This is a genomic window from Novosphingobium mississippiense, assembly GCF_044029535.1.
Taxonomy (GTDB): Bacteria; Pseudomonadota; Alphaproteobacteria; order Sphingomonadales; family Sphingomonadaceae; genus Novosphingobium.
This window is the reverse complement of sequence record NZ_CP147001.1, coordinates 2,586,274-2,605,731: the sequence shown is the minus strand read 5'-3', so window position 1 is coordinate 2,605,731 and position 19,458 is coordinate 2,586,274. Positions and strand designations below refer to the sequence as shown.

The window sequence follows — 19,458 nt, the reverse complement described above, 5'->3', positions numbered from 1 at the left end:
GCCAATTCTAGAGGGTCTTCGGGTCCATCCGGACGATCGGCACGATCGGCTCATGCGCGGCCATGCGGTCCAGAAGGGCTTCCAGTTCGGTATCGTCGATGATGATGCCCTGATGCGCCGGGCGGACGAAGCCCACTTCGGCCATGTGGCGGTTGAACGCCAGCAGCAGGTCGTAGAAGCCGAAGGAATTGAGCACGCCCACCGGCTTGTCGTGATAGCCCAGCTGCGCCCAGCTGACCGCTTCCCACAGCTCGTCCATGGTGCCCACGCCGCCGGGGATGACGATGAAGCCGTCCGACAGGCGGGTGAATTCCGCCTTGCGCTCATGCATGGTCTTCACGATGTGCAATTCGGTGCAGTCGTTGTTGGCCACTTCGCCGCCGCGACCATTGCCACCCACCAGCGCTTCCGGGATCACGCCGATCACTTCGCCGCCTTCCGACAGCGCACCGGCTGCCACTGCGCCCATCAGGCCCAGCCGACCGCCGCCGTAGACCACGCCGATGCCCTTGCGCGCCAGCGTCGCGCCCACTTCGCGGGCCAGTTCGATGTAGCGCGGGTCGGCGGGGGTGGCCGAACCGCAGTAGACGGCGATACGCTTCATTTCAGTCGATAACCTTCAGTTGCACCGCCGCACCATCGGGCAGATCGCGCGTCTGCCGGGCCAGGTCGCCGGTAAGATAGATCAGTTTCACGAAGTCGATCCTGATCAGGTTCTCGGGCGCATAGTCGCCCGCGATCAGCGCCGGAAGCGTCAAGCTGTAGACTTCCCCCAGCGCATTGAAGCCCAGCCGCTTGGTTCCCGCATCGATCAGCGCATCGGCGCGCCAGATCGCCTGCGTTTCGTCCAGCGCCATGTGATCGCGCGCCGCCGCTTCGTCGCCCAGCAGGGTGACGGTGCCCATTTCGGGATCGACGTAGTGGAACGCGCCGGCCGTGTCGGTGACCAGCATGTGCCCCATCAGGCTGTGGGCCACGATCTCGGCGAAATCCACGCCGGTCCAGCTCCACGCGGTGTTAAGGGCCTTGACCTCCCGGCTCATCGCAATTGCTCCACCATCAGTTTGGCGGTGGCCTTGGCGCTGCCGACCACGCCGGGAATGCCCGCCCCCGGATGGGTGCCCGCACCGACGAGGTAGAAGTTCTTCAGCTTGTCATCCCGGTTATGCCCGCGGAACCAGGCGCTCTGCGTCAGCAGCGGCTCCAGGCTGAAGGCATTGCCACGGTAGGCGCCCATGTCGCGCTCCAGATCGGGCGGGGCATAGTGGAACTTGGTGACGATGCGGTCGTCCAGATCGGGGATCAGGCGGCGGCTGACTTCGGCCAGCACGCGGCGTTCCAGCACCGGGCCCACCTCGTTCCAGTCCACCGGCAGCTTGCCCATGTTCGCCACCGGGACAAGGGCATAGAACGTGCTCTTGCCCGGCGGTGCCATCGACGGATCGGTGACGCTGGGATGGTGGAGATAGATCGAGAAATCGCGCGGCAGCACGCCGTGTTCGTAGATATCGTCCAGCAGGCCCTTGTAGCGGGGGCCGAACAGCACCGAATGGTGCGGGATGCCCGGCCAGGTGCCCTCCAGCCCGAAATGGACCACGAAGACGCTGGGCGAAAAGCGCTTGTGCGCCAGCTTCTTGGCCATTTCCTGCCCGCGCAGGCTGCCCGCCAGCAGGTCGCGATAGCTGTGCATGATGTCGCCATTGCTGGCGATCGCGTCGAACCGGGCTTTCCAGCCGCTCTCGCACTCCACTTCGGTCACATGGTCGCCCAAGGTGTGGATCTGCGAAACCTTGTCGCCCAGGCGGATGGTGCCGCCGATCCGTTCGAACTGGCGGGCCATCGCCTGCGCCAGCTTGTTGGTGCCACCCCGCGCCCACCAGACGCCGCCGTCCTTTTCCAGCTTGTGGATCAGCGCGTAGATCGCGCTGGTGGTCATCGGATTGCCGCCCACCAGCAAGGTGTGGAACGACAGCGCCTGGCGCAGATGCTCGTCCTTCACATAGTGCGACACCATCGAATAGACCGATCGCCACGCCTGATAGCGCGCCAGTGCCGGCGCCGCCTTCACCATGCTGGTGAAGTCCAGGAACGCCTGATGCCCCAGCTTGACGTAGCCTTCTTGGTACACCCCCTCCGCATAGTGGAGGAATTCCTCATACCCGCCGATGTCGTTGGGCGCGACGCGGGCGATCTCGCGCCGCAGGACATTGTCGTCGTTCGAATAGTCGAACGTCACGCCGTCGGTCCAGTTCAGCCGGTAGAACGGCATGACCGGCATCAGGTCCACATCGTCGGCCATCTCGTGGCCGGACAGCGCCCACAATTCGCGCAGGGCGGCGGGATCGGTGATGACGGTGGGGCCGCCGTCGAACGTGAAGCCATCGACCTCGCGCACCCAGGCGCGGCCACCCACTTGTTCGCGCGCTTCGATCAGGGTGGTTTCGACGCCTGCGTTCTGCAGGCGGATGGCCAGGGCCAGGCCGCCGAAACCGCCGCCGATCACGCAGGCCTTGCTATAGGCGACCGTGGTCATCGCGCCGGTCCCCGTTCAAGCCCCAGGTCGGCCGTTCCCAGATCAGCCAGCGGGCGTCCCCCGCCGGACAGGCTGGCCAGCGCCGCGCCCAGCGGCACCGGCGGGCGGCCGATCAGCAGCCGTGCCCGGTCCGCCAGGGTGGAGCGGCCTGCGTAGAAGCGTTCCACCAGCGGCTCCGGCAGGCGGTAGAACCGTTCGAGCACGCGCCATCGCGCACCCGGCGGTGCGGCGGCGAACAGCATGCGAGTCAACATCCGGTAATAGCGCCCCCCGCGCCAATGGTTTGCGGCCCATGCATGGCTGACCCTTCCTAGGCTGTTGCCGGAGAGCTTGTCGAGAGTGGTCAGATGATGCGCGAAACGCGCGGCATCGGGAAGCGAATAGGACGTCAGCGGGTGAACCAGCGCCGCGCGCACGCCCGCGCGTGCCATTTCGGGCGAATCCGTGGCGGACCAGAACGCCTCGAAATCGCCCTCGGCAATCACCGGAAGCACGCCGGTCTCCTCATAGTCCACCGCCGCGACCTGCCAGCCGGCCTGTCGTGCATAGGCGCCGATGCGATCGCGCAGCAGGGGCAGGTCCAGCGTGGGGGTATCGGAATAGTAGGTATCCTCAAGGAAGATCTCGTTGGCGGAAAACGGCAAGGCATAGACAAAGCGGTAACCGTCCGCCTGTTCCACGCGGGCATCCATCACCACCGGGCGCTCCAGCCCATGCGGCCGGGCGGTGCGCAGCATTTGTCCCGCGAATTTCTGCCAGCCGCCCGCCATGTGCGGCAGCCCGTGCGCGCCCCGCGCGTCGATCACCGCATCGGCGGCGATCTGCCCGCCATCCGCCAGGGTAACCGAATTGGGCGTGGCGTGGCGCACTTCCGCGCCGGTCAGCACCGCCGCTTCCGGCAGGGCGGCGCGCGTCACCGCGTCCAGGTTGCGGCTGGTCACGCTGGCGTAAGTGGTGGAGAGCCGGCGGGAGAAGCCGGGAAAGTGCACATCGTATCCCGGCCAGCGCCTGGCCACCAGCGGCGTGACCAGTTCGCGCTCGGCCGGGGCAAGATCGCTTTCGAAGAACGACCACACATGATCGCCGCCCAGCGCCGCGCCGCGCTCTATCAGCAGCACGCGCAATTCGGGCCGGTGGCGCGCCATGGCGAGCGCGATCAGCGATCCGGCAAGGCCGCCGCCAAGGATCGCCAGGTTGCAAGTGCGAAGCTCCATCGTCCTGACGTTTAGGGAAGGGTTGCCGCTGCCGCAACGTGGCAGGACAACTTGGCAGGCTTCGTTGTATGCTGCATATTTGTGACGATGAACGGGGATTTGACCATCTGCGACGCCCGGCCGGACGATGCCGGGGCCATCGCGGCGATCTATGCGCATTACGTGCTGGAAAGCACTGCGACTTTCGAAACCGAACCGCCGGCGGAGCTGGAAACGCGCCGTCGCATCGGCGCGACGCTGGACGGGGGATACCCGTTCCTGCTGGTGCGGGACAGCCAGGCGGATGGACGCGTGATCGGCTTCGGCTTCGCCCAGCGCTATGGCCCGCGCGCGGGCTATCGCTATAGCGTGGAGACGACGATCTACGTGGAGCCGGGCTGCGTGGGGCGCGGCATCGGCAGCCAGTTGCTGGGCGCCTTGCTCGATCGGTGCGAGGCGCGCGGGTTCCGTCAGGCCTTCGCGGTGATCGCGGAAAGCGAACCGGCATCGGTGGTCCTCCATGCCCGCGCCGGCTTCCGCCCGGTGGGCACGCTGGCGGCGGCGGGCTGGAAGCATGGCAAATGGCTGGATGTCTTCGTCATGCAGCGCCAACTGGGTGAAGGGGACCAAACGCTGCCCGAACCGGAAGTGGTTCGAACCGGAACGAACGACGGCCGCTGATCCTTGTCGTTCGCGCGAACCGGCGGGGATGCCGGCTTGCGCCGCATGATCGGGTCTGGAGCAATTCCCCGAAAGGGGCATGCAAAAGGTCACGGCCTTGTCACACGCGCGCGGCATAGGCGCGAAGGTAATGGCTTCTACGGACCTCCCTGACAGCCTGGAAGACGAACCGCAGCCTCTGCGGCTTGTCGTGCTTGCCGGGCATGGCCCGCGCTCCGCCATGCGCGGGGCGGACGCGCTGGCCCAGCATTTCGGGCAAAGTCATCGCTGTCTGGTGCCACTGGCCGGCCGCCCGCTGATCGCGCATATCCTGCAGACCGCGGCGCAGCATCCGCGTGTCACCAGCCTTGCCATCTGCGTCGAGCGGCAGGCGTTCGAGCCGGTGTGGGATGTGTTGACGCAGATACCCGGGCGCGGAACGGTGGCACTGGTGGAGGCGCAGGCGGACATCGCCGCCAGCGTGCGCGCGGCGGCGAAAGACTGGGAGGGGCCGCTGCTGGTCACCACCGCCGATCACGCCTTGCTGTCCGCCGCCTCGATCGATGCGATGATAGAGGCGCTGGACACCGCCGATGTCGCCTTCGCGCTGACCAGCCGCGCGGCGGTGGAAGCAGCGCATCCGGATGCCGGGCGCAGCTTCATCCCGCTGCACGATGGCGAATATGTCGCCTGCGATCTTTACGGCATGGCATCGGCGCGCTTCGTCGACGCGGTGAACGTATTTCGCGGCGTGCGCGCGTCGGACCGGGAAGGGCTGCGGATCTGGCGGGCGATCGGGCTGCTGGGCTTCGTAATGGTGCGGCTGGGCATGGAAACGCTGGCGGGCGCCGTCGTGCGCGCCTCGCGCCGGTTGGGCATGCGCGTGCGCGCGGTGGTGCTGGCCGATGGCACCCAGGCGATCGACGTGGATGACGAGCGGACTTACGCGATCGTCGAAGGGCTGCTGGGTGATTACGGCGAAGTCGCCAGCCTGAAGCGAGAGAATAACGGCAGCTCGAAAGCCGCCTACGCCTGAACGAAGCAGGGCCCCGAAGGGTAATTCAAAGTATCGGGGAAAGTACCATAGAAGAAAATCGGGAGATGCCCGAAGGCTTTTATCGATCCCGATCTGGATGATGGTGCGGTCGAGAAGACTCGAACTTCCACGGGCTTTCGCCCACAACGACCTCAACGTTGCGCGTCTACCAATTCCGCCACGACCGCTCAATCATCCGAAGCCGTTTTTCAACCGCTCCGTGGTAGGAGGGCGCCTCTATCAAGGAGACCCCGACCCTGCAAGCGATTCGGGTTCGATTATTTATACACAGGACGATTTTTTTCCGATTTTTGCGCATGCAATGGCGGAATTTCGCCGTTTTAACTGCGAAAGAAAATTTCCCGTCGGTGTTCGGTTCTGCGGGTGGGATGGGCTTTGGGGCGGAAATCCGGCGGGAAGAGGTCGCCGCTGGGCGCGACTTTGACGGGACATCCGGCCCCAGGCTCCGGGCCCAAACTCAATCTATCGCTCAAAAATCCCGTCATCCCCGCGAAGGCGGGGATCCCGCTTGTTCTTCGATGCACAGCGCACCGGCTCAAGGAAGCGGGGCCCCCGCCTTCGCGGGGGCGACGATGGATTATGGGACAAGTTGGAGCAACTGAAGCAATAGAGCGGGGCGGCGGCCGCATTGCCCGCCCACGCCCCCAAAACACAACCTCAGCGGTTGCCCAGATCGCCCTTGCCCACGGTGCCGCTGGCCATGTCGAGCATGCGGTCCAGGCTCTTCTTGGCGTCGAGGCGAAGCTGCTCGTCGATCTCGATGCGCGGCTCCAGATCGCGCAGGGCGATGTAGAGCTTCTCCATCGTGTTCAGCGCCATGTAGGGGCAGATGTTGCAGTTGCAGTTGCCGTCCGCACCGGGCGCGCCGATGAAGGTCTTGTCCGGGATCGCCAATTGCATCTGATGGATGATGTGCGGCTCGGTGGCGACGATCAGCGTGTCGGCATCGGTGGTCTTCGCATACTGAAGAATGCCGCTGGTGGAACCGACGTAGTCCGCATGGTCGACGATGTGCGGCGGGCATTCCGGGTGCGCGGCGATCGGCGCATTGGGGTGCTGCGCCTTCAGCTTCAGCAGTTCGGTTTCGCTGAACGCCTCGTGCACGATGCAGACGCCCGGCCACAGCAGCATCTCGCGCCCGAACTTGCGCGAAAGATAGCCGCCAAGGTGACGGTCCGGGCCGAAGATGATCTTCTGGTCGGCCGGGATCTGCTGCAGGATCGTCTCGGCGCTGGAACTGGTGACGATGATGTCGGACAGCGCCTTCACCTCGGTCGAGCAGTTGATGTAGGTCAGCGCGATATGGTCCGGATGCGCGGCGCGGAAGGCGGCGAACTTTTCCGGCGGGCACGAATCCTCAAGGCTGCAACCCGCTTCCATGTCGGGCAGCACCACGATCTTTTCCGGGCTGAGGATCTTGGCGGTTTCGGCCATGAACTTCACGCCGCAGAAGGCGATCACGTCGGCATCGGTTTCCGCCGCCTTGCGGCTGAGTTCCAGACTGTCGCCCACGAAGTCCGCCAGATCCTGAAGCTCAGGGCGCTGGTAATAGTGCGCCAGGATCACCGCATTGCGCTCCTTGCGCAGCCGTTCGATCTCGGCACGCAGGTCGAGCTCGGAAAGGTTGGCGGGAATTGCGGTCATGGTGTCCCTCGTCTGGCCAGTCCGGTTCGATGCCCGGAATTTGCGGCCTATCTAGGGACGCTTGCCGCGATGCCCAAGTAAAAACATCACGCCGCCATTCGGGTCGCCAAGGCGATCCACCAGGGGGTGACGGCCAGCAGTTCGACGATGACGTGCGAGAGCATCACCACCATCGCCACCGCCATGGTCGCCGGATGGGTATGGCCGAATTCGCGCCGGTCGCGGCGGACGATCAGCAGCACGACGCCAAGCTGGATCACCATCGACACCCATTCGCCCCAGGGCACGATCAACGGCATCGGCAGCAGGCGGCCGAGCGCGGGCTCCATCAGGATTATCGTGGAGCCGATCATCAGCCGCTTGTGCCAATCGCTCTGCCCGCGCCGCGAAACCGCCATGCACACCAGCAGCGCGAAGAATGCCGCTTCCACATGGACGAGCGCCAGGAAGTAGGCGGGCGTGAAGAACGGCGGGAACATGTGCAGTTTCAGCGCCGTCAGGCACAGCGCACTGGCCAGCACCACCATCGTCGGCACCATCACCGCACTGGCCCAGCCGAGCCGGCGATGCAGCGCGAGCCCGCCCGAACTTGGCCCACTTCGGCCTGCCAGCAGCGATTGCGTGGTCAGCAGCCCCAGCCAGGCCACCATCGCCATGCCGTGTAGATGCATGACCAGCGGCGCATGGGCATAATCGACGAAGCCGCGCAGGCCGAATTGCGCGAAGGCGAAGAGGATGAAGGCCGAAAGCCCGATCGCCATCTTCTGCCAGAAGGAAAGGGCGCGCAGTCGCGCCTGAGGCAAAGTTGCCATGAAAATTCTCCCCACGTACCCGTATCCACGGGCCCCATTATTTGTGATGGCGGGAGAATACTTGAAGGTGGGTTCGGATTACACGCGATTTCGACGAATTACTATTCGCCCGCGACGAGCGTCCAAGTGTCATTTTCGCGATTTACAAGGCTTCTTCTTTCCAGATCAAGAAGATGGGCAAGAACAGAGCGTCCTGCCGCGGGCCATAGTCTTTCATCCACGCCCTTGTACATGCGTGGCACCATTTCACCAATCGTGCGGTGGCCCGCCTCGATCTGCTTCAGGATCTGGCGTTCGCGCTGGCGGCGGTGGCCGATCATGCCGCGCACCAGCTGGCGCGGCTTTTCCACGGCGGGGCCGTGGGCGGGGAAATAGATCGCGTCCTGCTGGCGCTCATAGAGCTTCGCCAGGCTTTCCAGATAGGCGGTCATGTCGCCATCGGGCGGGGAGACGACGCTGGTGGACCAGCCCATCACATGGTCGCCGGTGAACAGCGCGCCGGTTTCCGGGAGGGCAAAGCAGAGGTGGTTGGAGGTATGGCCGGGGGTGGCCACGGCTTCCAGCGTCCAGCCTTCGCCGGAAATCGCCTCACCATCGGTCAACACGCGGTCCGGCGCGTAGTCGGGATCGAAGGCGGCATCGGCACGGGGGCCGTCATCGTCCAGCGTCAGTGGTGCGCAGCCGACGATCGGGGCGCCGGTGCGCGCCTTCAGCGGCGCAGCGGCGGGCGAGTGATCGCGGTGGGTATGGGTGCAGGCGATGGCGACAAGGCGCGCGTCGCCCACGGCATGCAGGATCGCCTCGATATGCTCCTCGTCCGCCGGGCCGGGATCGATCACGGCAACCTCGCTGCCGTCGCCCACCACGTAAGTCTGCGTGCCGGTATAAGTGAACGGCGATGGATTGCGCGCGAGCACGCGCCGGACGAGCGGGGCGATCCGCTCGGCCAGGGCATAGGGCTTGTCGATCAGGTCCGGTGCGTTCATGGCGCCGATATGGTGATTTGCTCGGCTAGTGTCGAGCCTTGCGGCGGTTGGAGAGATGCGGATGGGCCATGGCGCGTTGAGTGAGGCCGAACTGATCCTGGTGATCGATGCCGGGACGACCTCCAACCGGGCGATGGTCTTCGCGCCCGATGGCAGCCTGCGCGCCACCGCGCAGCGTCCGCTGACCCAGCACTATCCGCAGCCGGGCTGGGTGGAGCACGACGCCGCCGAAATCTGGCAGAGCGTGCTGGCCTGCGCGCGCCACGCGGCCTCGCAAGTGGGTGGGGCGGCGCGGATCGCGGCGATCGGCCTTGCCAACCAGCGCGAAACCGTGGTGGCGTGGGACAAGGTGAGCGGCGAACCGCTCGCCCGGGCGCTGGTCTGGCAGGACCGGCGGACGGAAAGCATCTGCGCCGCCTTGCGCGATGCCGGACATGAAGGCGCGGTGCAGGCGGCGACCGGGCTGGTGCTGGATCCGTACTTTTCCGCCAGCAAGATGCGCTGGCTGATCGACAACGTGCCCGAAGTGCGCGCGGCGGCCGACGCCGGAAGGCTGGCGCTGGGCACGGTCGATTCCTGGCTGCTCTACAAGCTGACCGGCGCGCATGTGACCGATGCCGGCAATGCCAGCCGCACCGCCTTGATGGCGCTGGCGGGTGCAGGGTGGGATCAGGGGCTGTGCGACCTCTTCGGCGTGCCGCAGGCGGCCTTGCCGCAGGTCTGCGACAGCGCGGGCGCGCTTGGCATCGCGCGCTCCGAATGGCTGGGCACGGCGATCCCGGTAACGGGCGTGGCGGGCGACCAGCAGGCGGCGACGATCGGGCAGGGCTGCCTCACGCCCGGCGCGACCAAGGCGACCTATGGCACCGGGGCCTTCGTGCTGGCGAACATGGGCGACGCGGTGCCGGCATCGCAGCACCGGCTGCTGGCGACGGTGCTGTGCCAGTTGGATGGCAAGCGGACCTATGCGCTGGAAGGATCGGTCTTCGTGGCGGGCAGCCTGGTCCAGTGGTTGCGCGACGGGCTCGGCCTGATCGACGCGGCGGGCGAGACCGAAGTGCTGGCGCGATCGGTGCCGGACAATGCCGGCGTGGTCATCGTCCCGGCGTTATCGGGCCTCGGCGCGCCACACTGGCGGCCGGACGCGCGCGCGGCGATCACCGGGCTGACCTTCGCGGCCAGCCGCGCCCACCTCGCCCGCGCGGCGCTGGAGGCGATGGCGATGCAGACGCGCGATCTGGCGGAGGCTTTCGCGGCCGACGGCGCGCGCTGGACGCACTTGCGGATCGATGGCGGCATGAGCGCGAACGACTGGATGGCGCAGGACATCGCCGACGTGCTTGGCATCCCGGTGGAGCGGCCCGGCTTTGTCGAGACGACGGCGCTTGGCGCGGCGATGCTGGCGGCGAGCGGCGCGGGGCTGTTCGCGAATCTGGAGGCGGCGGCGGGCGCGATGGCCGGTCGGCGCAGCGGTTTTGCGCCGCAGATGACGGAAGGCGAGCGCGACCGCCGGATCGCGGCCTGGAACAAGGCGCTTGGTGCCGTCTAGGTCGCTTTAGGTGCCTTCAAGGTACTAGCTGGCGAGGCGGCGTTCGATCCGCTCGCGAAGCTGTTCCAGCGCGCTGGGCATCTTCTCGTCCGCCAGTTTCCAGCTGCCTTCCAGCCGCAGGAGCCGGTCGTAGAAGCGGCGCGTGGTTTCGACCAGCGTGGCTACCTCCGGCGCCAGCATGGCGAGTTGCCGGGCATCCGACTGGCGCATTACCGGCGAGAGGCGACCATGACGGCGCAGCTGCAACTCGCTGATTTCACCCATGAAATAGGCGCGGTGATTCAGCAGCCAGGCGATCGCGTGCATCATCCGCGTGGTGGTGCGCAGCCCCTCGCTGGAAAGGGCGACGCGTGCGAAATCGTCATCGCCGACCGGCCTGCCAGCGCGTTCGCCCGAAAGCCTGCCCGCCGGCGCGAACGCGTGGCGAACTTCGTCGGACAGCAGCAACGCCTCCGCATAGAGGGCGTCGACGATACGCGGATTTATGGTCGCGGTTTCGGACATGCGGCGCCCGATATTTCTTAACAACGACTCGCGCACAACTGCCTAAAGGTAAATTTCCAAGCCTATTTCGCGATTGTCCCCGTTCGGCACGCTTCATCGCTAACGGCGGTTAACTGAATTCATTGGGAAATTTTGAGGGCGAGTCGGTTTTGCCCGGCCTGACGGTCGAAAGCGGCCGGATGGCCGTTTGCCCGACGGCGAGGTCGAACGATTACGCGATGATATCCGGGATCAGGTAATCCTCGATCAGGGAAATCTGATCTTTCAGCCGCAGCTTGCGTTTTTTCAGGCGGGCGATCTGCAACTGGTCGCCGGCGCCGGCCGCATTGAGCGCATCGATCGCCGCATCAAGATCGCGGTGTTCGATCTTGAGCAATTCGAGGCGCTTGCGCATTTCCTCTTCGGTCACGCCGGGATTCCCTAGTCTCGATCGGCGGCCCTGATTCGGCCGCCAAATGGCCATCTGCAGCAATTTTCGCGTGGGCCCGCTCGACGCAGGCGGCACGCAGTTCACCGATATGAAGCAATCACACTCTTCGCAAGATAGCGCGAATGTGGTTCGATCTCTTTCGCGCCGCATCCGCACGATGCCGAGTCGCCAAGATGCCGTGGGTACCGCGGCAGACAGAACATTCGGTCGTCGGGTTTCGGCCCGGTCAGCTTCGCGGAAAAAGCTGGTTCGGGTGCGGCTCAGCCCCCCGGAGAAGAGGAGAACTGTCCATGGATAGTCGTCACGTCAACGCCCTGCAAAGCAAGCATGCCGGCCTGGAGCGTCAAATTCATGACGAAATGTGCCGCCCCATGCCCGATGTCGTGATGATCCAGGCCCTCAAGAAGAGAAAGCTGAAGCTCAAGGAGGAATTGGCCCGCAACTGAGCGTGGCCGCACGGTGACGCCGGCGGCGCCTTTTTCCCAAGGAACGGGCCTCTTCGCGGGCCCCGGGAAGGCGCCGCCCACGCCGGGATTTCGGTTTTGTAACCGGATCGCCTGCGCGAATGCGCGACGTTCTCAGGATAACAGCTGATTTCACGGCTTCGGCGCGTTTCCAAAGCGCTCGCTTTCGGTTACTCGGGTAGCCATGACCAGCGGAGCCGTCGAAGCAGCCCGGAATATCCTCACCCGCCTCCATGAGGTCATGGCCTCGCGCAACCATGCGCAGTCCAAGCTCAACAACGTGGTGGAAACGATCGGGGAGTGCCTCAATAGCGAGGTGTGCTCGATCTATCTGCTGCGTGAGGGGATGCTTGAACTCTTCGCCACGCGCGGCCTTGCGCAAGAGGCCGTGCACGTCACCCGCATGGCGGTGGGCGAAGGTCTGGTCGGCTCGATCGCCGATCGGATCGAGACGCTGAACCTGGCCGAAGCTGCCGCCCATCCGGACTTTTCCTATCGCCCCGAGACGGGCGAAGACCGCTTCCACTCCTTCGCCGGCGTGCCGATCGTGCGGCGCGAACGTGCAGTGGGCGTCCTCTGCGTCCAGCACGTGGAGCCGCGTCGGTACGAGGAAGTGGAGATCGAGGCGTTGCAGACGGTGGCCATGGTGCTGTCCGAACTGATCACCAATGCCGACCTTGTCGATGAAGAGGACATCAACGCGCCGGGCTCGCTCCAGTCCGGCCCGCAGCAGCTTCGCGGGCTGGCGCTGGTGAAGGGCCTTGCCTCGGGCGTTGCCGTCTACCACCAGCCGCGCGTCACCATCGAACATATCGTGGCCGAGGATACCGAGGCGGAGCGCCAGCGCGTGATCCTGGCCTTCGACAAGATGCGCGAACAGATCGACCGCATGGCCAGCCAGGCGGAATTCGGCATGGGTGGCGAGCATGAGGAGGTGCTCGAAACCTATCGCATGTTCGCCTACGACGAAGGCTGGACGCGCCGGATCAACGAGGCGATCGATTCCGGCCTTACCGCCGAAGCCGCGATCGAGCGCGTGCAGCAGCGCACCCGCATGCGTATGCGCCAGATCGACGATCCGCTGCTGGCGGATCGGATGCACGATCTGGAGGATCTGGCGAACCGCCTGCTGCGCATCGTTTCCGGTCAGCTTGGCACCGCAGCCTCGATGGGGCTGCGCAACGATGCGATCCTGATCGCGCGCAACCTCGGCCCGGCCGAACTTCTCGAATACGACAAGCGGCGGTTGAAGGGCGTGATCCTGGAAGAAGGCTCGCTCACCAGCCATGTCGTGATCGTGGCGCGGGCGATGGGCATTCCGGTGCTCGGCCGCGTGCGGGGCCTGCGCGGCGTCGTGCGCGAGGGCGATCAGCTGCTGCTCGATGCCGATCAGGCGACGACGATGGTGCGCCCGCCCGCCGGCGTGATCGAGGCGTTCGAGGCGCGCTTCGCCAAGAGCCGCCAGCGTCAGGCCGCCTATGCCGCGCTGCGCGATGTGCATCCCACTACCCGTGACGGCACGCGCGTGCAGGTGATGATCAACGCCGGCCTGCGCGACGATATCGCCAACCTGACGATGACCGGCGCCGACGGCATCGGCCTGTTTCGCACCGAGTTCCAGTTCCTGGTTTCCGCCACCTTGCCTTCGCGCGAACGGCAGACCCGGCTCTATCGCGACGTGATGGAGGCGGCGGGCGACAAGCCGGTCAAGTTCCGCACGGTGGACATCGGCGGCGACAAGACGCTGCCCTACTTGCGGCATGACGATGGCGAGGGTGAGGAGAACCCGGCGATGGGCTGGCGCGCGCTGCGCGTCGCGCTGGAACGCGAAGGGCTGCTGAAAGTGCAGGCGCGCGCGCTGTTGGAGGCCGCAGCGGGGCGTACGCTGCATGTCATGTTCCCGCTGGTGGCCGAACCCTGGGAATTCGATCAGGCAAAGGCAGTGTTCGAGGGCCAGCTGGCCTATCTGCGCAAGCAGAAGAAGGTCCTGCCCGAAGCGATCCACTACGGGGTCATGCTGGAAGTGCCGGCGCTGGCCGAGCAGCTGGACGTGCTGGCGCCGAAAATCTCGTTCCTGTCGATCGGCACCAACGACCTGACGCAGTTCCTGTTCGCGGCCGATCGCGCCAATCCCAAGCTGGCGGAGCGCTATGACTGGCTGAGCCCGGCGATCCTGCGGTTCCTGCGCCGCGTGGTGCGCAGCTGCGAAGGGCATGATGTGGAAATCGCGGTCTGCGGCGAAATGGGTGGCCGCCGTCTGGAAGCGCTGGCGTTGCTGGGGCTGGGGATCCACCGCTTGTCCATCACACCGGCGTCGGTCGGTCCGATCAAGGATCTGGTCGCCAAGGTGGATCTGGCGGAAATCCGGGGCGCCATGGAAGGCTGGCTGGCCGAACCGCCGCGCGATCTGCGCGCCGCGTTGACCGCCTGGGCGGCCGAACGCGACATCGCGGTGGACTGAATGCAGGTGCCGCTGTGGAGGGCCGAAACGCTCCGGCAGAGGTCGATTGACACAAGTCTGACTTGCGGGGATGTTACTCGCCGTGCACGGGGTCGCATCCGCCGCAGATTTCTGAGAGAATAGTCGGCGCCCCGATTGACTTTGGGAGGCTGCCCGGCTTGGTGTCGATCCCGGTTTGGAACTGTCAAACTCACTGAATTCCCTTCGGGAGCGGAATGGAACACGTCGAAAATCAAGATGCGGGCGAACAGACGCTCCGGAATGCGGACATCACCGTAGGCACCGTGCTGACACGCGCGCGTGAAGCGGCGGGCCTGTCGCGCGCCGATATCGCCATGCAGACCAAGATCGCCGAACGCCATCTGGCCGCGATCGAGGAAGACCGGCTGGGCGATCTTGCCGCGCGCACTTATGCGGTGGGCTTTTCGCGCGCCTATGCCCGCACGCTGGGGCTGGACGAGAAGGAGATCGCCGAGATCGTCCGCCGCCAGCTTGAAGCGGAAGGCGGGCGTGAGCCGGTGGTGGTACACGATTTCCAGCCGGGCGATCCCGCGCGCGTTCCTTCGGCCAGGCTGGCCTGGATCGCGGGTGCCGGTGCGCTGCTGGTGATCGTGCTGCTGCTGGTGTTCTGGGGCAGCTATCTTTCGCCCGAGGGCAAGCTGCCCGATCTGCTTTCGCCCAAGCCCGCACCCGCGCCCACCCACGTGGCGGTGCCGGTTCCGGCTGCGACGCCCACGCCGGCGGCGGCCAATGGCCCGGTCGTGCTGACCGCGACCGAAGAAGGCGTGTGGGTGCGCGTGACCGACGGCGCCAATCGCCTTGTCGAAACCACGCTGAAGAAGGGCGAAAGCTGGACGGTGCCGCAGACTGCGCAGGCCCCGCAGCTCCGCACCGGCCGCCCCGATGCGCTGACCGTGACGGTCGGCGGCACCGCGATCCCGCCGCTGGCCACCAAGCCGATGGTGATGTCCGGCGTGTCGCTCACCCCGGCGGACCTTGCCGCGCGGGCGAACCCGCAGGCTGCCGCCTCGCCGGGTGCTGCGGCTCCCGCGGCCGCTGCGCCGGCCGGTCAGCGGGCACCCGCCCGCCCGACCGCCCAGGCCACCGTGCCGGTTACCGCCGCCACCCCGGCGCCGGTTCCCGGCAATGACGCTGCGGCGCCTGCCGTCGCACCGCTTTCCACCACTTCCAACTGAGCCTGCCTCGACAGGGGGCGCATCTTGCGGCACCCCCTGTCGGCAGGCTTGGTTAATGCCCCGTTCGAAACGACCGGGGCAACCTTGAGCCGACCGACCTGCCGCACGGCAGGGGGTGCGGTGCAAAGGGGGCATGTCAGCGGGCATCGCCCGAGACGGAGATGATTTTGCAATGACTTCTTCACTGAACAGCGTGCGCCGGATGCGGCTTGCCGCGACCGGCGTCGTCGCGCTGGTGCTTGCCGGCGTGAGCTTCGTCGCGCCCGTGCAGGCGCAGGACGCTTCGACCGATGCCCGCCTCAAGAAGGTGGAAAAGGAAGTGAGCGCGCTGCAGCGCAAGGTCTTCCCGGGCGGAGACGGCAAGTATTTCTCGCCGGAAATCACCGGCCCCGCCGCCACGCCCACCCCGGCGCCTGGCCAGCCCGCGACCACCCCGGTCAGCGACATGCTGGTGCGTCTGGACGCGGTAGAGGCGCAGATGGCGCGCCTGACCGGCCAGGTCGAGCAGAACACCAACCGTATCGAACAGCTTGAAGCCAAGCTGGCTGCCGGCGTGCCGGCCCCCGCGCCGGTTCCGGTCGATCCCGTCGGCTCGCAGCCCGCAGGTCTTCAGCCCACCGCTTCTCAGTCCAACTTTTCGACCATGGGCGGTGCCCAGCCGGCAGTTGTGAAGACTTCTTCCAAGCCGGCGGAACTGAAGCCGGCGGTGGAAACGAAGCCGGTCGGCCCGTCCAACTCGCGCATCGATGCGGTGAAGGCGATCGTCAAGCCGCAGACCGCCGACGCGGCCGATGACGAATATTCCTACGGTTTCCGGCTGTGGGAAGCCAAGTTCTATCCCGAGGCGGAGCAGCAGCTGAAGCTCTACCTCGAAAAGTATCCCAAGCACGCGCGCGTCAGCTGGGGCCGGAACCTGCTGGGCCGCGCCTATCTTGACGATGGCAAGCCTTTGGAAGCGGCCAAGTGGTTCGTCCAGAACTATCAGGCCGACAAGCGCGGCGATCGTGCGCCGGACAGCCTGCTGTATCTGGCGATCTCGATGAAGCAGATGAAGGACACCAAGCGTGCCTGCATCGCGCTGGCCGAATTCAGCGACACTTACGCCGCAGAGGCGGCGGGGCGCCTGAAGGGCGTTTACGATTCCACGCGCAATGGGCTCACCTGCGCCTGACCATGGCCTGATTCCGGCGCCGGAAGCGGTTGAACGCTTTCGTGCCGGGATCGAGGCGATCTGGCCGGAACGGACCGACGAAACCGCGCGATTGGGCGTGGCGGTGTCGGGTGGGCCGGACAGTACGGCGCTGCTTCTGCTTGCAGTGGCGGCGCTGCCTGGCCGCGTGGAAGCGGCCACCGTCGACCATGGACTGCGCCCCGAAAGCGCCGCGGAGGCGGCCGATGTGGCGTTGCTGTGCGAACGGTTGGGCATTCCCCATGCGACGCTTTGCGTCACCGTTGCTACCGGCAACGTCCAGGCGGAGGCGCGCACGGCGCGTTATGCGGCGATGGCGGAGTGGATCGCGGAGCGCGGTCTTTCCGGGCTGGCCACGGCGCATCATGCTGACGATCAGGCCGAAACGCTGCTGATGCGGCTGAACCGGGGCAGCGGCGTCGCGGGGCTCGCCGGAACGCGCGGGCGTGGCCGTGTGCCCGAAACGGCGATCCCCTTGCTGCGGCCGGTGCTGGATTGGCGTCGCTCCGAATTGGGCGAACTGGTCGCGGCGGCGGGCATGGAGGCGGCGCAGGACCCCAGCAACGCGAACGACCGTTTCGATCGCGTGCGTATCCGCAAGGCACTGGTCGGTGCGGAGTGGCTGGATGTGGCAGCGATTGCCCGCAGCGCCGAGAATCTGGCAGATGCCGATGCTGCGCTGGAATGGATGGCGGCGTTGGAGTGGCGCTCCTGCGTGAAGAAGGAGCCGATGGGGCTGCGTTATCGCCCCCAGGCACCGCGGGCGGTGGCGTTGCGGGTCCTGGCGCGCTGCGTGGCCGAACTGGGGGGCGAGGAGGCGCGTGGCAGCGCGATCGCGCGCCTGTTCGACACATTGTGCGAGGGCAAGCCGGCATCGATCGGCGAACTGGTCGTGCGACCCAATGCCGGCGGGTGGAGTTTCGCCAAGGCGCCGGTGCGCGCGGCGAAGAAGATCAAGAGTTGAGGGGCAGGGTGGCGGTTCTTCGTCAGCCAAGGACCGCTGCGCCATTCCGGAGTTTCGCTACCAAATCGCGCCATCCCCGCGAAGGCGGGGATCCCACTTATCTTGCGGCTTGCGAGAGATTGCAGAAGAAAGCGGGGCCCCCGCCTTCGCGGGGGCGACGGAGTGTTGGGGTGTTTCGGGTATGGACGTGCCAGCCGTTGTTCGGCTCGGAATCCCTAGTTCGCCGCGATCACGCCCCGACCAGATCGTCGCCCATCGCGGCCTGCTTGCCGCGGGTGATGTAGACCTTGTCGCCCAGCTTGGTCACCGCGAACAGCTTGGCGGCGAAGTCGTCCGGCATGCCGACGCAGCCGTGGCTGGCATAGCCCTTGGCAACTTCCGACCCGTGCAGCGTGATGCCGTCGTTGGTCAGGCGCTGCATGTAGGGCATCGGTGCGCCGGTGTAGATATTGGAGACGTGATCCTTGTCCTTCTCGGTGATCGGGAAAACGCCGAGCGGGGTAGGGGTGTCTTCCGTGCCGAGCAGCACGGCCGTCGCGCCGATTTCATACCCGTCGCGGAATACCGAGAGCACGCGCGCGTCGAGGTCCACAGTGATGACGATCGGGCCGGCGGGCGCGCCGGTTTCGTCCCAGTGCCATTCGCCGTACTTGATCGCGCCTTCGATCGGCAGGATGCGCTTGATGACGAAAGCGCTGTCGGCCGCCGGGGCAACAGGAGCCTTGGCGGGGGCGGGGGCGAGGGAGGGGGCAGGGACGGCGGCGTGGAACGTCGCCGCTGCGCTGGCCGGGGTGGAAGGCTGCGTGGCCATGACCAGTACGCCCGCGATCACCGCAAGAGCGGGCGCTGCCGAAGCGAGGAGGAGCCTGGCCCCCATCGGGGCGCGCTTGCGAAGATCGGCGTTGTTTTCCACGAGGACGCTTATCGCGCGATCTCGCAAAACTTGCCAGAGCGTTAACTAATCGCGTCTCAAATCAGGACCGTTTTACCGGTGAATCGTTAACGTGGTGCGTTAGTCCGTTAGCTGCCTTTTGGTGCCGCAATGCCTTCGCGCAGGATCGAATTGGCGAGATCGGCAACATCTTCCGGCTGCAGGTCGTCAGACCACACGGCGTAGCGCAGGCCCAGGAACACGTTCATGCCCATGATCGCCCAGGCATGTGCCTCTCCCAGTCCGGCGCGGAGTTCGCCCTTGCGGACGCCTTCGCCCAGACGTTCGGTGATGCGCCTTGCGGTCGATTCGTAGTGGATGCGGAAGCTGGCGGGATCGACGAATTCGCACTCGTCTATGATGCGGTAGATTTCCTTGTGATCGCGGGCGAACTGCAGGAACGCGGTTAGCGCCGCCTGCTCGGTCTCCAGCGCGGGCAGCGGTTCGCGCAGCGCATCGCGCGCGGCTTCGCGCACTTTGCCGGAAAGGTCGTCCACCAGCGCGCGGAAGATCTCGTCCTTCGAATCGAAGTATGTGTAGAAACTGCCCAGCGCCGTGCCCGCGCGCTGGGTGATGCCGGTGATCGAGGCTTCGTGAAATCCGCGCTCGCCAAATTCCACCGCCGCCGCGTCCAGCAACTTGCGCAGCGTTCGCCGGCCGCGTTCGGTGCGCGGGGTCTTGGCCGAAGTCAGCCGATCTGCGGGATCGGTTTCGACCGGCGGCGAGGGGGCGTCTGTGGTCACGGGGACACAGCTAAACCTTGATGTGATCCATGGCAAATGTTCAATGTTGAAACTTGGTTCAAGTATCAATATGACTGCCTTCAACGATAAGATTCATTGGGAGCGACGAGCGATGCAAAAGGCGCAGAGGGGCGGCGTGCGC

General features: G+C 66.0%; 19 protein-coding genes and 1 tRNA gene. 8 read left to right on the top strand and 12 right to left on the bottom strand.

The window, feature by feature from the left end:
• Positions 1–7 precede the first annotated feature (7 nt).
• Genes WBP06_RS12235 through crtY form a run of 4 tightly spaced genes read right to left on the bottom strand, consistent with a single transcriptional unit; the run spans position 8 to position 3,747 of the window.
• A complete protein-coding gene (locus WBP06_RS12235; RefSeq protein WP_395327992.1) occupies positions 8–604 on the bottom strand; it encodes a TIGR00730 family Rossman fold protein in 597 nt (198 codons plus the stop codon).
• Between the two features lies 1 nt (position 605).
• The gene (locus WBP06_RS12230) at positions 606–1,043 is read right to left on the bottom strand and encodes a hypothetical protein (RefSeq protein WP_395327989.1); all 438 of its coding nucleotides are present in this window, start codon (positions 1,041–1,043) and stop codon (positions 606–608) included.
• Positions 1,040–2,533 carry a phytoene desaturase gene (locus WBP06_RS12225; RefSeq protein ID WP_395327986.1) on the bottom strand — a complete coding sequence of 498 codons (1,494 nt, stop codon included), beginning with the start codon at positions 2,531–2,533 and terminating at the stop codon, positions 1,040–1,042. Before WBP06_RS12225 ends, WBP06_RS12230 begins: the two co-directional genes overlap by 4 nt.
• Positions 2,530–3,747 (bottom strand): lycopene beta-cyclase CrtY, encoded by a 1,218-nt coding sequence (gene crtY / locus WBP06_RS12220; RefSeq protein WP_395327983.1) that lies wholly within the window; start codon positions 3,745–3,747, stop codon positions 2,530–2,532. The genes WBP06_RS12225 and crtY overlap by 4 nt, the downstream gene beginning before the upstream one ends.
• Before the next feature lie 99 nt (positions 3,748–3,846).
• Here crtY and WBP06_RS12215 point away from each other — a divergent pair, with 99 nt between their 5' ends.
• Both WBP06_RS12215 and WBP06_RS12210 read left to right on the top strand, forming a co-directional pair.
• Positions 3,847–4,407 carry a GNAT family N-acetyltransferase gene (locus tag WBP06_RS12215; RefSeq protein WP_395327980.1) on the top strand — a complete coding sequence of 187 codons (561 nt, stop codon included), beginning with the start codon at positions 3,847–3,849 and terminating at the stop codon, positions 4,405–4,407.
• 130 nt (positions 4,408–4,537) lie between these two features.
• Positions 4,538–5,422, top strand: a complete 885-nt coding sequence (locus tag WBP06_RS12210; RefSeq protein WP_395327976.1) for an NTP transferase domain-containing protein — start codon at positions 4,538–4,540, stop codon at positions 5,420–5,422.
• Between the two features lie 101 nt (positions 5,423–5,523).
• On the opposite strand, the gene WBP06_RS12205 is transcribed toward WBP06_RS12210, so the two are convergent.
• The 4 genes from WBP06_RS12205 to WBP06_RS12190 all read right to left on the bottom strand — a co-directional run bounded on the left by WBP06_RS12205 (position 5,524) and on the right by WBP06_RS12190 (position 8,885).
• A tRNA-Leu gene (locus WBP06_RS12205) sits at positions 5,524–5,610 on the bottom strand.
• 490 nt (positions 5,611–6,100) lie between these two features.
• Positions 6,101–7,087, bottom strand: a complete 987-nt coding sequence (gene nadA / locus WBP06_RS12200; protein ID WP_395327973.1) for a quinolinate synthase NadA — start codon at positions 7,085–7,087, stop codon at positions 6,101–6,103.
• Between the two features lie 86 nt (positions 7,088–7,173).
• On the bottom strand, positions 7,174–7,899 hold the full coding sequence (locus WBP06_RS12195) for a hypothetical protein (protein WP_395327971.1): 726 nt from the start codon (positions 7,897–7,899) through the stop codon (positions 7,174–7,176).
• Positions 7,900–8,000: 101 nt separating this feature from the next.
• Positions 8,001–8,885: an MBL fold metallo-hydrolase gene (locus WBP06_RS12190; RefSeq protein ID WP_395327968.1), complete on the bottom strand. Its 885-nt coding sequence runs from the start codon at positions 8,883–8,885 to the stop codon at positions 8,001–8,003.
• A 55-nt stretch (positions 8,886–8,940) separates the two neighbouring features.
• Here WBP06_RS12190 and glpK point away from each other — a divergent pair, with 55 nt between their 5' ends.
• Positions 8,941–10,434 carry a glycerol kinase GlpK gene (glpK, locus tag WBP06_RS12185; RefSeq protein ID WP_395327965.1) on the top strand — a complete coding sequence of 498 codons (1,494 nt, stop codon included), beginning with the start codon at positions 8,941–8,943 and terminating at the stop codon, positions 10,432–10,434.
• Between the two features lie 24 nt (positions 10,435–10,458).
• Here the strand turns inward: glpK and WBP06_RS12180 are convergent, their stop codons facing one another.
• Positions 10,459–10,938: a DUF1465 family protein gene (locus WBP06_RS12180; protein WP_395327963.1), complete on the bottom strand. Its 480-nt coding sequence runs from the start codon at positions 10,936–10,938 to the stop codon at positions 10,459–10,461.
• 211 nt (positions 10,939–11,149) lie between these two features.
• On the bottom strand, positions 11,150–11,347 hold the full coding sequence (locus WBP06_RS12175) for a YdcH family protein (protein WP_395334138.1): 198 nt from the start codon (positions 11,345–11,347) through the stop codon (positions 11,150–11,152).
• A gap of 311 nt (positions 11,348–11,658) precedes the next feature.
• On the opposite strand from WBP06_RS12175, the gene WBP06_RS12170 reads away from it, so the two are divergent.
• The 5 genes from WBP06_RS12170 (at position 11,659) to tilS (ending at position 17,642) form a co-directional block, all read left to right on the top strand.
• On the top strand, positions 11,659–11,814 hold the full coding sequence (locus WBP06_RS12170) for a DUF465 domain-containing protein (protein WP_395327961.1): 156 nt from the start codon (positions 11,659–11,661) through the stop codon (positions 11,812–11,814).
• A 202-nt stretch (positions 11,815–12,016) separates the two neighbouring features.
• A complete protein-coding gene (gene ptsP, locus WBP06_RS12165) occupies positions 12,017–14,293 on the top strand; it encodes a phosphoenolpyruvate--protein phosphotransferase (RefSeq protein ID WP_395327958.1) in 2,277 nt (758 codons plus the stop codon).
• 215 nt (positions 14,294–14,508) lie between these two features.
• Positions 14,509–15,489, top strand: a complete 981-nt coding sequence (locus WBP06_RS12160) for a helix-turn-helix domain-containing protein (RefSeq protein ID WP_395327955.1) — start codon at positions 14,509–14,511, stop codon at positions 15,487–15,489.
• Positions 15,490–15,661: 172 nt separating this feature from the next.
• Positions 15,662–16,660: a hypothetical protein gene (locus WBP06_RS12155; RefSeq protein WP_395327953.1), complete on the top strand. Its 999-nt coding sequence runs from the start codon at positions 15,662–15,664 to the stop codon at positions 16,658–16,660.
• Complete coding sequence (gene tilS, locus WBP06_RS12150) at positions 16,641–17,642, top strand: tRNA lysidine(34) synthetase TilS (RefSeq protein ID WP_395327950.1); 1,002 nt, start codon at positions 16,641–16,643, stop codon at positions 17,640–17,642. Before WBP06_RS12155 ends, tilS begins: the two co-directional genes overlap by 20 nt.
• 229 nt (positions 17,643–17,871) lie before the next feature.
• Here tilS and WBP06_RS12145 read toward each other — a convergent pair whose 3' ends face one another.
• Together WBP06_RS12145 and WBP06_RS12140 are read right to left on the bottom strand one after the other, a co-directional pair.
• Complete coding sequence (locus WBP06_RS12145; RefSeq protein ID WP_395327947.1) at positions 17,872–18,519, bottom strand: L,D-transpeptidase family protein; 648 nt, start codon at positions 18,517–18,519, stop codon at positions 17,872–17,874.
• A gap of 143 nt (positions 18,520–18,662) precedes the next feature.
• Positions 18,663–19,316, bottom strand: coding sequence for a TetR/AcrR family transcriptional regulator (locus tag WBP06_RS12140; protein WP_395327944.1), 654 nt, complete (start codon positions 19,314–19,316; stop codon positions 18,663–18,665).
• Positions 19,317–19,458 lie beyond the last annotated feature (142 nt).